Here is a 12,263-nt window from a genome sequence, read left to right as displayed (position 1 = left end):
TCGCAACCAAGGCGATCAGCCATGAACGAGATCGCCGACGGCCTCCATTACTTCCCCGACTTCTACAGCCGGGACGAACAGGTCGCGCTGGTGGAGCAATTGCGCCTCTGCCTGCGCGCCGCCCCGCTCTACACGCCCCGCATGCCGCGCACCGGCAAAGCCTTTTCGGTGCGCATGAGCAATTGCGGGACGTTGGGCTGGATGTCGGATGCGGAGCGCGGCTATCGCTACGAGCCGCGCCATCCGGTGACGGGCGAGCCTTGGCCCGCCATTCCCGATCTCATCCTAAAAGCCTGGCGCGAGACCGCGGCCTATCCGGCGCCGCCGGAAGCCTGTCTGATCAATTTCTATGATGGAACCGCCCGCATGGGCCTGCACCAGGACCGGGACGAAGCGGCGCATGATGCGCCGGTCGTCTCGATTTCGCTGGGAGATTCGTGCCTGTTCCGCTTCGGCGGCGAGCAGCGCGGCGGGCGGACGAAATCATTGAAATTGCATTCGGGCGACGTGCTCGTCATCGGCGGCGCGTCGCGCTTCATCTTTCACGGCGTCGACCGGATTCTTCCCGATACGTCGACCCTGCTCAGCGATGGCGGCCGCATCAACCTGACGATGCGGCGCGTCACGCAGCCGTTGGTCTGAAATTATTTGGCCCGAGATTACTTGGCTGAGGCGTCGCTCGGCTCCGCCGCCGCCTTCGGGCCGCCACGGGAGACGCCGACCTTGGCCGGGCGCAGGCAACGCTCGCCGATCGAATAGCCGGCCTCCATTACCTGCACCACGGTGCCGGCGGGAACGGAGGGATCGGGCATTTCGAACAGGGCTTCATGCATGTTCGGATCGAACTTCTCACCCTTCGGGTCGATTTTCTTCACGCCGTACTTGGCGAGCCGCGACTGGAAATCGCGTTCCGTCACTTCGATGCCCTCGATCAAGGCCTTCCACGGCCCCTCGGCGGCGGCGCGGACCTCGGCTGGAACCGATTCGACGGCGCGATGCAGATTGTCGGCGAAGGTCAGCATGTCGCGGGCGAAATTGGTGACGCCATAGACGCGCGAATCGGCGACTTCCTTTTCGGTGCGGCGGCGGAGATTTTCCATCTCCGCGAGGGTGCGCAGGGTCCGGTCCTTCAGCTCGGCATTTTCCGCCGTCAGCTTTTCCAGCACGACGAACGGATCGGGCTGGCCGGCCTCTGGATTCGTCTGGTCCTGCGGTTCCTCGCCCGGCATAGCCGGGTTCGTCTGGGGATCGGTCATAGCTCTCTCAAAATAAGGGAATTACCCCCGATATCGGGGTCCTGAGCCGAAAAATCAAGCTCCTGCTGCTTCTGGCGTCGCCTTCCGGCCACCGGGCCGGCCCGTGGCCTCCGGCGCCCCGAGAATCTCGGTCAATTGCCGGCGAATCGCCGCCTGCCGGCTGGCATTGGTGATTTTCAGGCCGGTGAGATCGGTGACGTAGAAGGAATCGACCGCCTTTTCGCCAAAGGTGACGATATGCGCCGACCCGATGTTGAGGTTGAGCTTTGACAGTTGCGACGTGAGCTCGAACAGCAGGCCCGGCCGGTCGAGGCCCGAGACTTCCAGAACGGTGAACTGGTTCGACAAAGCATTGTCGATGACGACTTCCGGCTCGATGCGGAACGCCTTCTCGCGGCTCTTCGGCGCCTCGCTTTTCTCCGCGACCACCTGTCCCAAACGGATTTCGCCACGCAGGGCCTTCTCGATGGTGGCGGCGACCCGCGCGGCGCGGCGCAGTTCATCGGTATCGTCGTCGAAGGCGCGGCGAATGGAAATGGAATCGAGCGCCAGGCCATCCGTCGTGGTGAAAATCTGCGCATCGACGATGTTGGCACCCGATACGGCGCAGGCACCGGCGATGATCGAGAGCAGGCGCGGATGGTCGGGCGCCACCACCGTCAGTTCGGTCACCCCAGTGAATTTGTCGGTGGCATATTCGGTGGCGAGCGAGCGCAACTCGACCTCGCACAGGCGCAACAGATTGGCGTGGCGGACCATGTGTTTGAGATCGACCTTCAGCCAATAGGGCTGATAGTGGCGGGCCGCATAGGCTTCGAAATCGGGATCGGACCACAAGAGCGCGCGGCGCAATTCTTCCTGCGCACGGATGACGCGCTGCTTGCGATCGATGGCCGAATGGCCGCCCGACAGCACCGGCTCGGCTTCCCAATACAGCGTGCGCAGCAACTGACCCTTCCAGCCGTTCCACACACCGGGGCCGACACCGCGGATGTCGCAGACCGTGAGCACCAGCAGCATGCGCAAGCGTTCCAAAGTCTGGATCGGCTTGGCGAAACTTTCGATGGTGCCGCGATCGGACAGATCGCGACCCTGCGCGACGTTCGACATGTCGAGGTGATGCTCGATCAGCCAGGCGACATTGTCGGTCTCGGATGGACTGAGGCCCAGACGCGGGCACAGTTTGCGTGCCACTTCGGCACCGGCGATGGAATGATCCTCGGGGCGGCCCTTGGCGATGTCGTGCAGGAACAGCGCGACATAGAGCACTTTGCGATTGTGGATGACCGGCAGAATTTCGCTGGCAACGGGATGATCTTCGACAAGCTCACCGGACTCGATGCGCGAGAGAATGCCGATGCAGCGAATGAGATGCTCGTCGACAGTGTAGTGATGATACATGTTGAACTGCATCATCGCGACGATACGGCCGAAATCGGGAATGAAGCGGCCGAGCACGCCGGATTCATTCATCAGGCGCAGCACCGTTTCGGGCGCATGACGCGACATCAGAATTTCGACGAACAGCCGGTTGGCTTCCGGATTTTCGCGGACTGCCGCATCGATACGCTTCAACGATAGGGTAACCCGGCGCGTCGCATCGGGATGAATGGCGAGACGATGCTTGTCGGCCAGCCAGTAGAGGCGGATGAGATTGACCGGGTCGGTCTCGAAGACCTTGTCGTTGGCGACGGTGACGCGATCGACTTCGATGGCGAAGCCCGGAAACTCCAGCGCATCGGCGCGGCGCCGAAATTTGCGCATGAAGCGGTTGAGCGAAGCGCGCGGCTTGGCTTGCCGCTCCTCAAGCGCGGCGCAGACGATGGCGGTGAGATCGCCGACGTCCTTGGCGATGAGGAAATAGTGCTTCATGAAACGTTCGACGTCGAAGAGACCGGCATGGGTGACATAGCCCAGCCGCTCGGCGATGTTGCGCTGATAGTCGAACGTCAGGCGTTCTTCCGCCCGGCCCGAGACATAGTGAAGGTGGCAACGCACCCGCCACAGGAATTCCTCGCAGCGGCGGAAGGTGAGAATTTCGCGTTCGGTGAACACGCCGGCCGGAACGAGTTCGGCGATATCGCGCACGCGATAGACGTATTTGGTGATCCAGAAGAGCGTGTTGAGATCGCGCAGGCCGCCCTTGCCTTCCTTGACGTTGGGCTCGACCACATAGCGCGAGGCGCCACCAGACCGCGACAGACGCGAATCGCGCTCGGCGAGTTTGGCGGCGACGAATTCGCGCGCCGTCTTGCTGACGATTTCCTTATCAAAGCGGGTGCGCAGATCCTCGAACAAAGCTTCATCGCCGAGGATGAAGCGGGCTTCGTGCAAAGCGGTGCGAATGGTCATGTCGCTCATGGCCTGGCGCAGGCACTCGGCCACCGTGCGGGTGGCATGGCCGACCTTCTGGCGCAGGTCCCACAGCAGATAGAGCACAGCCTCGATGACGCTCTCGCTCCAGGCGGTCTGCTTGTAGGGCAGCAGGAACAGGAGATCGATATCGGAGCCCGGCGCCAGGGTGCCACGGCCATAGCCGCCGACGGCAACGATGGCGATCCGCTCGGCGGTCGAGGGATTTTCGGCCGGATACATCCAGGTGGTGACGAAATGGTGGATGGCGCGGATGATCTCGTCTTCAAGCCAGCCGAGGTGATGGACGCATTTGAGCCCCTGCCCGTCGACCTCGAACCAGCGCTGGACGACCGCCTGGCCGCCGGTGAGCGCCTGACGCAGTTCCTCCAGGGCAGCGGTGCGCATGGCGCCGCGATCGGCGCCCAAATCCGCCCCGATGGCGTCCAAACGGGCCTGCAGGGCCGTGCGATCCAGAATGGCCGAACGCGAATGGGCGAGTTTCGGCGGACGGGCGGGACGACGGGGTGTCTCGGTCGGAACAACGGTCAGGCTCATGGAAACCACCCATAGCACGGACGGCCTTGAAACGTCTCCAAAATGCCGGGCAAGATGGCGGGCAGGATGAAAAGTGGCCCTTGCATGGGGTTGTTCCTCAGAATTGCCCGCCACCCCCCTCCCGGGGCGAACCTGCGGGTGCGGCGGGCCACCCGGCGGCGCGCCGCCGGTCTCAAAGACCTGAACTGTTCTCCTCGGTTCTGCGTCCATCTGCGATGCCTTTGCCCACGATGCCTTGGCCTATACCTTGGCCATGGTGAATCGCGTTCAAAATACGAGGCAAGATTGGCGGAATAATGTTCTTGTTTTGTTCTAATCCCTCTGACGCTCCTCTTCCGTCGCTCAATTAGGCCGTAGACTCACCGGACCGCAGCACCCAGAAGATGCCGTTCAGCGCGCGGCGATCATCGGCACGCCTCGCGGCTTGTTGGGCAGCAGCGGCTCGATCACGCGCCACTCGAAGTCGGTCAGGTCATATCGGCTCATTCCGCTGATGAAACAGCTTTCGGTCCGGAATGGAAGCGAGCATCATTTGGCTAGAGGTGGGACGATGAAAGCGCGTGTAACCGGATTGAACCATATAACGCTGGCAGTTTCCGATGTTGGAAGGTCATTGACCTTCTACCGCGACCTGCTCGGATTAGCCGTTCGTGCTGTTTGGTCAGATGGCGCCTATCTCGAGGCTGGCTCGCTCTGGCTTTGCCTGTCTCATGACGATGAGGCGAGGACATCGCCACATCCGGATTATACTCACCTTGCCTTCAGCGTTTCCGAGACAGAATACGTTGATCTGAGCAAGCGCTTAGTTGCCGAGTGTGTCGTGTGGAAGGACGACAAGAGCGAAGGGGCGTCCACCTACTTCCTCGACCCAGACGGGCATAAGCTGGAAATCCACATTGGGTCACTTGAAACGAGACTTGCTAACTATCGCCAGAACCCATCCAAGGGAGTGACTGTATTCGATTGATTTAACTGGGACGGTTTATGAGTTCACGACCTAGGAGCTACGCGACAGACGACGAGCGGCAACAGCTTGCTCGATACTCGGCGCGGCATGATCGCCGAACCATCGAATCATTTTCTGGATGCCATCTCCGGCTGGAGTCATTTCGCCGGCGCCGATGAGCTCCGCGCTCGCCTGTGCGGTTGCAACGAGAACGCGGGCTGTCTCTGGCACATAAGGAAGGTCTGCCGCTTGGTCGTGGCGCTCGCGGATGATTTGATAACGAAGGTTCTCCGGCAGCGTCCAAGCACTGACAAGAAAATCATGGACGCTGACCTGCTGGCCACCAATATCTATGGCCGCGTCTCGATCGTTTTCTGTGTAGCCGGCCGCCTCAATCCGCTCACAGGCATCAATCGCCGCGCCCATCATTGCCCGGATCAGATTCCAATCGGTTTTCACCTGGCTCTCCATTTCGCAAATACACCTGAAATCCGCCACCGCGACTCACTCTTGCGACGGAACAGGTTTCAGTTCGCGACGCGCTCAACCGCCCCGCTTGCGCTCGATGGCGTCCCAGATGGCGGCGGCCAGATCAGGGCCGCCGAGCTTGCGGATGGCCCGCAGACCCGTCGGCGACGTGACGTTGATTTCGGTCAGATTGCCGTCGATCACATCGATGCCGACGAAAATCAGGCCTCGACGTTTCAACTCCGGTCCGATGGTCTGGCAAATTTCCCGTTCGCGCGGCGAAAGATCGGTTTCGCGCGCCGCGCCGCCACGCACCATGTTGGAGCGGATGTCATTTTCCGCCGGCACGCGATTGACGGCGCCGAGCGCTTCGCCATCGACCAGGATGATACGCTTGTCGCCTTCGGTGACGCGCGGCAGGAAGCGCTGCACCACCCACGGCTCGCGGAACGTTGCCGAAAAGAGATCGAACAGCGAACCGAAATTCGGATCCTTCTGCGCCATCTTGAAAACGGCGGCGCCGCCATTGCCGTAGAGCGGCTTCATGACGATGTCGCCGTGCTGGCGACGGAAGGCCTCGATCTCATCGCGCTCGCGGGTGATCAGCGTGTCCGGCATGAGCTGCGGAAACTGCATGACGAACAGTTTCTCCGGCGCATTGCGCACGCTCGCGGGATCGTTGACCACGAGGGTGCGCGGATGAATGCGCTCAAGCAGATGGGTCGTGGTGATATAGGCGAGATCGAAAGGCGGGTCCTGGCGCAAGAGCACGACATCCACCTCGCTGCCAAGATCGGTGCGGCGGCGATCGCCCAAAGTGAAATGATGGCCGACCTCGTCGTGCACCTGCAGCGGCTGGGCGTCGGCGACGATGCTCTGGCCGACCATGGAAAGACGATCGGGCGTGTAATAGAGCAGTTCGTGACCGCGGGCTTGCGCTTCCAGAAGCAAAGCGAATGTCGAATCGCCGGCAATATTGATGCGTTCGATCGGGTCCATCTGGACGGCGACGGTAAGCGGCATACGGTTCTCCGGCAGAGCAAAACAACAGACAGGCGCGGACCGACCGCGCCGGGAACAGAACGCATATCGGCGCACCAGGCGTCAACTGCAAGGCCCGCATGACTGAGCCCCGCCCTCGTGGCCCCATCTGAACAATTTCGCACTGGCCAGACCCTGGCGGCCCGGCCAGAATGGCGCCGCATCCCGCTTCGGAGGAAACGTATGACGACGCTTTATTATGCCCCCGGCACCTGCGCCACGGGCATCCACATCCTGCTCGAGGAGATCGGCAAGCCCTACGATCTGAAAAAGGTCGATTTTGCCGCCCAGGGGCAATACCAGCCCGATTACGTGGCCGTGAATCCGAAATCGAAAGTGCCGGTGCTGGTGCGCGACGACGGTTCCACGCTCACCGAATTTCCGGCCATCGCCGTGTGGCTCGCCCTGACCAATCCGGACAAGAAGCTGCTGTCGACCGACCCGGAAAAACTGGCGCGCACCCTGGAGACGATCGACTATATCGTCGCCACCTTGCATATGCAGGCCTGGACGCGCATCTGGCGCACCGCGCGCTACAGCAGCATTGAGGACGAGCATCCCAAGATCAAAGCGCAGGGCCGCGAGATGGTCGAGAAAGGTCTCGCCTTGCTCGACAAGCAGCTCGCCGGCAAGGACTGGCTGATGGGCGATTTCACCATCGCCGATTGCGCGCTCTACTTCTTCGAGTTCTGGGTGGCGGAATGGGTCAAATTGCCGATGCCCGCCAATGTCGCGGCCCATTATGCGCGCATGAACAAGCGCCCGTCGGTCCAGAACATGCTCAAGATGCAGGGCTTGGCGCAAGCCGCCTAACTAAGCAGCAGCGCGCGCCCGATTAAAGTCCGACAAGATGCGCGCGCTCGACTGTGCGAGTTCATCGAGCTTCCGCGGCAGGTCGCCATAGAGCAGCCTGCCGCCGCGCTTGTGCAGCACACCGCCGATCATCACCGTATCGACATTGGCGACACCAGCCTGCAACAGGATCGAAGCCGCCGGATCGACAACCGGATGCATGTTCGGATCGCGCGCCGACAACAATACGATATCGGCCTGCTTGCCCGGCGTGAGCGAGCCGGTGCGCCGATCGAGCCCCGCCATGCGCGCGCCATCGATCGTCGCCCAGCGCAAGGCCTCCCGGCAGGGAATGGTAATTTCCGCCAGCCCCTTGCCCTGCGCGGAGAAACTATCCAGCGCATCGATGAAACGTTGCGCCTGCAAGGTCATCCGCGCGACGGTGAACATGTCGCTCGCCATGCCGGACTCGATATCCGAGCCGATGCTGATATGGCCGCCGCGCCGACGCAGCCGTCCCGTCAGAGGCCGGCCGAAACTCATCTGCATTTCGACTTCGGCCGTAACCGAGAAACTGACACCCGCATCGACCAGAAGATCAAGCTGCGCATCGGTCAGCACATTGCCGTGGACGACATTGAGATGGGAGCCAAGCAGGCTCAACGCGGCGAGCCGCTCGAAGCCGTCAGGCGTCAGCATCGGGCCGCTGACATGCATGCTGGCGATCATGTCCAGTTCACGCGCCAGGCGGAAGTCATGATCGCAGACGTCATAGACCGACATACCGGGCCCGAGAATGGCGAGCCCCATGGTGACGAGCGCATCGTCGCTGGCCATCGGTCCGCGGCGCAGCCGCTCGACTTCGCCACGCGGCATCGGCACTTCGCTGAAATGTTTCTGGCCGGGTTTCGGATCGGGCTTGGGCGAGCCGTGCAAGAACAGGGCGCGGATGCCCGACTGTTGCAGGCCATCGAGTGCCGCGTCGGTATGACCAGGCGTTGGATTGTTGTGGCACCAATCGACCAAAGTGGTCGTACCGCAATTGATCTGATTGAGCGCGCCGGTGAGATTGGCGATGTAAATATCTTCGGCGCGAAAATGGGTGGCGAGGCCGGCATGGATGGCGCGCAGATATTGCGAGATCGTCCAATCGGCGGCGACACCACGCAAACCCGTCTGCCAGGTGTGCATATGGGCGTTGACGAAGCCCGGCATGACGATCATGCCCCGCGCATCGATGACGTCCGCATCGGCCGGCGCCTCCAGGGTCGGTGCGATCGCGGCGATCCGGCCGTCGCGGACCAGGATGTCGCCCTTCAGATCGCCGAGCCCCTCGTCCATCGATACGATGGTTCCGCCCCGGATCACCCATTCCCGCATCGACTCCTCCCAGAGCGCGGCCGCCGGCGCGGCCCAGGGCCGCAGAGATAGCAGAAGCCCTGTGACACCGGCAAACGTGGCGTCTCGTGGGATGACCTGCTAAGGACAGCCCGCAAACGACGGAGTGGGCCTGGCTGGCCCGCAGGATGGAACGAATGGCGAAAGCGAAGAAAATTGCCTACCAGGGCGAACCCGGTGCGAATTCCCACATTGCCTGCCGGGCGGTGTATCCGAATTTTGAACCGCTTCCCTGCAATACGTTTGAAGACGCTTTGGCCGCCATCGCCGACGGAACAGCCGAATTGGGCATGATCCCCATCGAGAATTCGATCGCCGGGCGCGTTGCCGACATCCATCATTTCCTGCCGGGCTCAGGCCTGCATATCGTCGGCGAATATTTCCTGCCGATCCGCTTCCAGCTCATGGCGCTGCCCGATGCGACCTTGGCGACGATCCGCACGGTCTACAGCCATACCCATGCGTTGGGGCAGTGCCGCAAGATCATCCGCAAGCTTGAATTGACGCCCGTGACGGCGGTCGACACGGCAGGCTCGGCGCGCGAAGTCTCGCAATCGGGCGATCTGACGCGCGCGTCGCTCGCGCCGGAGCTGGCCGCCGAAATCTATGGCTTGAAGATTTTGATGCGCGATGTGGAAGATGAGAAGCACAATACGACACGCTTCGTCGTGCTCTCGCGCGTCGCCGATTGGGCCCGGCCGAACAACGGCGACACGGTGACGACGTTCGTCTTCCGCGTGCGCAACGTGCCGGCGGCGCTCTATAAGGCGCTGGGCGGTTTCGCCACCAATGGCGTCAACATGACCAAGCTCGAAAGCTATATGGTCGACGGCGAATTCTCCGCCACCATGTTCCTGGCCGACGTGCAGGGCCATCCCGAAGATCTGCCGCTGAAGCGGGCGCTGGAAGAACTCACGTTCTTCACGACGGAGCTGCGCATTCTCGGCGTCTACCCGGCGCATGCGTTCCGCAACGAGCAGCAGAACGACTGATGACGATGTCGCCGCAGGACGGGAAGAGCATTCTCGTCATGGGCGAGGCCATTCTCGATCTCGTGGCCACGGCAGCCGATCCGAAGGTGTTTGACAGCGCCACGGGCGGCTCCTCATTCAACACGGCCCTGGCCCTGGGCCGGCTTGGCATCGCCACCGAATTCGCCGGCGCCTTGGCGCACGACGTCAACGGCGAAGCCTTCGCGCAGAAGCTTACAGAGGCCCATGTCGGTCTGCGCTGGTGCCAACGCAGTCGCCAGCCGATGCCAATCGCCCTGGCACGCTCCGACGCGGCGACGGGCGCGGTCGATTTCACGCTCTATCTGCAAGGCACGGCGCATGAAGAGCGCGACGCGCTGCCCGATCCTTTGCCGGACGACATCGCCCATCTGCATGCCGCCTCCTTCCGCTGCCTGCTCGGCCCGCAAGGCGAGCGCGCACTGGCGGCCATGCACGCGGCCCGCGAGCGGATGTCGGTGAGTTTCGATCCGAACATTCGCCCTTCGCTGATGCCGGAGCGAAGCGAGACCGTGCGATTGGTCGAAGCGCGCATTCAAGCCTGCACTCTCGCCAAGGCCAGCGACATGGACATCGCGTGGCTTTATCCCGATCAACCACTGGAACAGGTGGCGCGGCACTGGCTGGCGCTGGGTGCCGAACTCGTGGTCATCACCGGCGGCGCCACGGGCGCGACGGCAACCTGGACGGGTGGATCGATCACCTGCGTACCGCCGCACGTCACGGTAGTGGATACGGTTGGCGCCGGAGACAGTTTCACCGCGGGACTTCTTGCCGCACTGAGGGGCGAAAACCGGCTCGGTTCCTGCCGGCTGAACCCCGATCCCGACGCCGTCGGCCGCTGGCTCGCGCAGGCGAACAAGGTCGCGGCGCTCACCTGCACGCGGCGCGGCAGCGAACCGCCCTGGTCGCACGAGCTTTGAAAACGCCTTTTCCCGCCCGTCCGCATGGGTTAGGAAAGGCGCCGACCAGAGTGTTTTGCCGACAAAAAGGCGTCAAAACAGACATAAACGGCGAAATCGCACGTCTTGAGACGGGCGATTTGCTCGAAGGGGAATTCTTATGCGTCCATCCAAGCGTGCGCCTGATGAAATGCGGGCTGTGTCCATCGAGCGCGGTGTTGCGCGCTATGCGGAGGGCTCCTGCCTGATCAAGTTTGGCGAAACGCATGTGTTGTGCGCGGCCTCGCTCGAAGACAAGCCGCCGATGTGGCTGCGCGGCCAGGGTCGCGGCTGGGTGACGGCCGAATATGCCATGCTGCCGCGCGCGACGCACACGCGCACGCGCCGCGAAGTGACCTCGGGCAAGCAGTCCGGCCGGACGCAGGAAATCCAGCGCCTCGTTGGCCGCTCCTTGCGCGCCGTCGTCGATCTGCAAGCGCTCGGCGAACGCCAGATCACCATCGACTGCGACGTGCTGCAGGCCGATGGCGGCACGCGCACCGCTTCGATCACCGGCGCCTGGGTGGCGCTGCATGATTGCCTGAAATGGATGCATGGCCGCTCGATCATCCGCGACATGCCGCTGCGCGATCATGTCGCCGCTATTTCCTGCGGCGTCGCCAACGGCGTCTCGGTGCTCGATCTCGATTATGCGGAAGACTCGGCGGCGCAGACGGACGCCAATTTCGTCATGACCGGCAAGGGCCATCTGGTCGAAGTGCAGGCGACCGCCGAAGGCGCGCCCTTCGACGAGGCGCAATTGCAGCAGATGATGGCGCTCGCCAAGCAGGGCATCGCCAGCCTGATCGAAAAGCAGAAGCAGGCGATTGCCTGAATGAGCGACGATCATCGCAAGATCGCCGGCAAGCTCGTCATCGCCACCCATAATGCTGGCAAGCTGAACGAGATGCGCGAACTGCTCGCGCTCTATGGCGTCGAAGTGGTCTCGGCGGGCGAGCTTGGACTACCGGAGCCGGATGAAACCGGCGACACCTTCATCGCCAATGCCATCATCAAGGCGCAAGCGGCGGCTGATGCGACCGGCCTGCCCGCCTTTGCTGACGATTCAGGCCTGTGCGTCGATGTGCTGGGCGGTGATCCCGGCATCTATTCGGCGCGCTGGGCGCGCGAAGCGGGCGACTTCAAGGCCGCCATGACGAAGATCGACGGGTTGATGCGCGACAAGGGTGCGACCCTGCCGCGCCAGAGACGCGCGCATTTCGTCTCAGCCCTGGCGGTCGCCTGGCCGAACCAGCATGTCGAAACCGTCGAAGGCAAAGTGTTCGGCGAAATCGTCTGGCCGCCGCGCGGCGAGCGCGGCTTCGGCTATGATCCGTTCTTCCTGCCCGATGGCCATTCGAGAACGTTCGGCGAGATGTCGTCGGAGGAGAAGCACGGCATTCCGGCCGATGGATCGCAAGCCCTTTCGCATCGGGCGCGCGCGTTTCAAGAGCTGGCGCGGATGTGCCTGAAATAGCCTTCCGGCACCGCTAAAATAATT

Annotated in this window: 12 protein-coding genes and 1 pseudogene; 7 read left to right on the top strand and 6 right to left on the bottom strand. The window is 62.6% G+C overall.

Going from position 1 to position 12,263, the window contains the following annotated elements:
* The first annotated feature begins 21 nt into the window (after window positions 1-21).
* A complete protein-coding gene (locus OIM99_RS24935) occupies window positions 22-642 on the top strand; it encodes an alpha-ketoglutarate-dependent dioxygenase AlkB (protein ID WP_311853226.1) in 621 nt (206 codons plus the stop codon).
* Between the two features lie 17 nt (window positions 643-659).
* Here the strand turns inward: OIM99_RS24935 and grpE are convergent, their stop codons facing one another.
* From grpE to OIM99_RS24920, 3 genes and pseudogenes are all read right to left on the bottom strand, one after another.
* Window positions 660-1,256 (bottom strand): nucleotide exchange factor GrpE, encoded by a 597-nt coding sequence (grpE, locus tag OIM99_RS24930; protein ID WP_409371564.1) that lies wholly within the window; start codon window positions 1,254-1,256, stop codon window positions 660-662.
* Between the two features lie 54 nt (window positions 1,257-1,310).
* Window positions 1,311-4,166, bottom strand: a complete 2,856-nt coding sequence (locus OIM99_RS24925; protein WP_311853225.1) for a [protein-PII] uridylyltransferase — start codon at window positions 4,164-4,166, stop codon at window positions 1,311-1,313.
* Between the two features lie 361 nt (window positions 4,167-4,527).
* A pseudogene (locus tag OIM99_RS24920) lies at window positions 4,528-4,652 on the bottom strand (transposase); the annotation flags it as partial.
* 64 nt (window positions 4,653-4,716) lie between these two features.
* Between OIM99_RS24920 and OIM99_RS24915 the strand changes: the two are divergent.
* Window positions 4,717-5,133, top strand: coding sequence for a VOC family protein (locus tag OIM99_RS24915; protein WP_311853224.1), 417 nt, complete (start codon window positions 4,717-4,719; stop codon window positions 5,131-5,133).
* A gap of 30 nt (window positions 5,134-5,163) precedes the next feature.
* Here OIM99_RS24915 and OIM99_RS24910 read toward each other — a convergent pair whose 3' ends face one another.
* A complete protein-coding gene (locus OIM99_RS24910) occupies window positions 5,164-5,571 on the bottom strand; it encodes a hypothetical protein (RefSeq protein WP_311853223.1) in 408 nt (135 codons plus the stop codon).
* An 84-nt stretch (window positions 5,572-5,655) separates the two neighbouring features.
* Window positions 5,656-6,603 carry a glutathione synthase gene (gene gshB / locus OIM99_RS24905; protein WP_311853222.1) on the bottom strand — a complete coding sequence of 316 codons (948 nt, stop codon included), beginning with the start codon at window positions 6,601-6,603 and terminating at the stop codon, window positions 5,656-5,658.
* 201 nt (window positions 6,604-6,804) lie between these two features.
* On the opposite strand from gshB, the gene OIM99_RS24900 reads away from it, so the two are divergent.
* Window positions 6,805-7,434 (top strand): glutathione S-transferase family protein, encoded by a 630-nt coding sequence (locus OIM99_RS24900; RefSeq protein ID WP_311853221.1) that lies wholly within the window; start codon window positions 6,805-6,807, stop codon window positions 7,432-7,434.
* On the opposite strand, the gene OIM99_RS24895 is transcribed toward OIM99_RS24900, so the two are convergent.
* On the bottom strand, window positions 7,435-8,793 hold the full coding sequence (locus tag OIM99_RS24895; protein WP_311853220.1) for an amidohydrolase family protein: 1,359 nt from the start codon (window positions 8,791-8,793) through the stop codon (window positions 7,435-7,437).
* Between the two features lie 155 nt (window positions 8,794-8,948).
* Between OIM99_RS24895 and OIM99_RS24890 the strand changes: the two genes are divergently transcribed.
* The 4 genes from OIM99_RS24890 to rdgB all read left to right on the top strand — a co-directional run bounded on the left by OIM99_RS24890 (window position 8,949) and on the right by rdgB (window position 12,239).
* On the top strand, window positions 8,949-9,803 hold the full coding sequence (locus OIM99_RS24890) for a prephenate dehydratase (RefSeq protein ID WP_311853219.1): 855 nt from the start codon (window positions 8,949-8,951) through the stop codon (window positions 9,801-9,803).
* Window positions 9,803-10,744, top strand: coding sequence for a PfkB family carbohydrate kinase (locus OIM99_RS24885; protein ID WP_311853218.1), 942 nt, complete (start codon window positions 9,803-9,805; stop codon window positions 10,742-10,744). Before OIM99_RS24890 ends, OIM99_RS24885 begins: the two co-directional genes overlap by 1 nt.
* 139 nt (window positions 10,745-10,883) lie before the next feature.
* Window positions 10,884-11,597: a ribonuclease PH gene (gene rph, locus OIM99_RS24880; protein ID WP_311853217.1), complete on the top strand. Its 714-nt coding sequence runs from the start codon at window positions 10,884-10,886 to the stop codon at window positions 11,595-11,597.
* Window positions 11,598-12,239, top strand: a complete 642-nt coding sequence (gene rdgB, locus OIM99_RS24875) for an RdgB/HAM1 family non-canonical purine NTP pyrophosphatase (protein WP_311853216.1) — start codon at window positions 11,598-11,600, stop codon at window positions 12,237-12,239.
* Window positions 12,240-12,263 lie beyond the last annotated feature (24 nt).

Origin of the sequence: Methylocella sp. CPCC 101449, assembly GCF_031921685.1 — a bacterium.
GTDB lineage: Bacteria > Pseudomonadota > Alphaproteobacteria > Rhizobiales > Beijerinckiaceae > Terripilifer.
Note: the sequence above shows the minus strand (reverse complement) of the source record. Positions and strands in the feature narration are given on the sequence as shown.

What these genes read in the sequence shown, in the direction of transcription:
- OIM99_RS24935 (WP_311853226.1), top strand. Translation starts at nt 22, where the DNA reads ATGAACGAGATCGCCGACGGCCTCCATTACTTCCCCGACTTCTACAGC.
- grpE (WP_409371564.1), bottom strand. Translation starts at nt 1,256, where the DNA reads ATGACCGATCCCCAGACGAACCCGGCTATGCCGGGCGAGGAACCGCAG.
- OIM99_RS24925 (WP_311853225.1), bottom strand. Translation starts at nt 4,166, where the DNA reads ATGAGCCTGACCGTTGTTCCGACCGAGACACCCCGTCGTCCCGCCCGT.
- OIM99_RS24915 (WP_311853224.1), top strand. Translation starts at nt 4,717, where the DNA reads ATGAAAGCGCGTGTAACCGGATTGAACCATATAACGCTGGCAGTTTCC.
- gshB (WP_311853222.1), bottom strand. Translation starts at nt 6,603, where the DNA reads ATGCCGCTTACCGTCGCCGTCCAGATGGACCCGATCGAACGCATCAAT.
- OIM99_RS24900 (WP_311853221.1), top strand. Translation starts at nt 6,805, where the DNA reads ATGACGACGCTTTATTATGCCCCCGGCACCTGCGCCACGGGCATCCAC.
- OIM99_RS24895 (WP_311853220.1), bottom strand. Translation starts at nt 8,793, where the DNA reads ATGCGGGAATGGGTGATCCGGGGCGGAACCATCGTATCGATGGACGAG.
- OIM99_RS24890 (WP_311853219.1), top strand. Translation starts at nt 8,949, where the DNA reads ATGGCGAAAGCGAAGAAAATTGCCTACCAGGGCGAACCCGGTGCGAAT.
- OIM99_RS24885 (WP_311853218.1), top strand. Translation starts at nt 9,803, where the DNA reads ATGACGATGTCGCCGCAGGACGGGAAGAGCATTCTCGTCATGGGCGAG.
- rph (WP_311853217.1), top strand. Translation starts at nt 10,884, where the DNA reads ATGCGTCCATCCAAGCGTGCGCCTGATGAAATGCGGGCTGTGTCCATC.
- rdgB (WP_311853216.1), top strand. Translation starts at nt 11,598, where the DNA reads ATGAGCGACGATCATCGCAAGATCGCCGGCAAGCTCGTCATCGCCACC.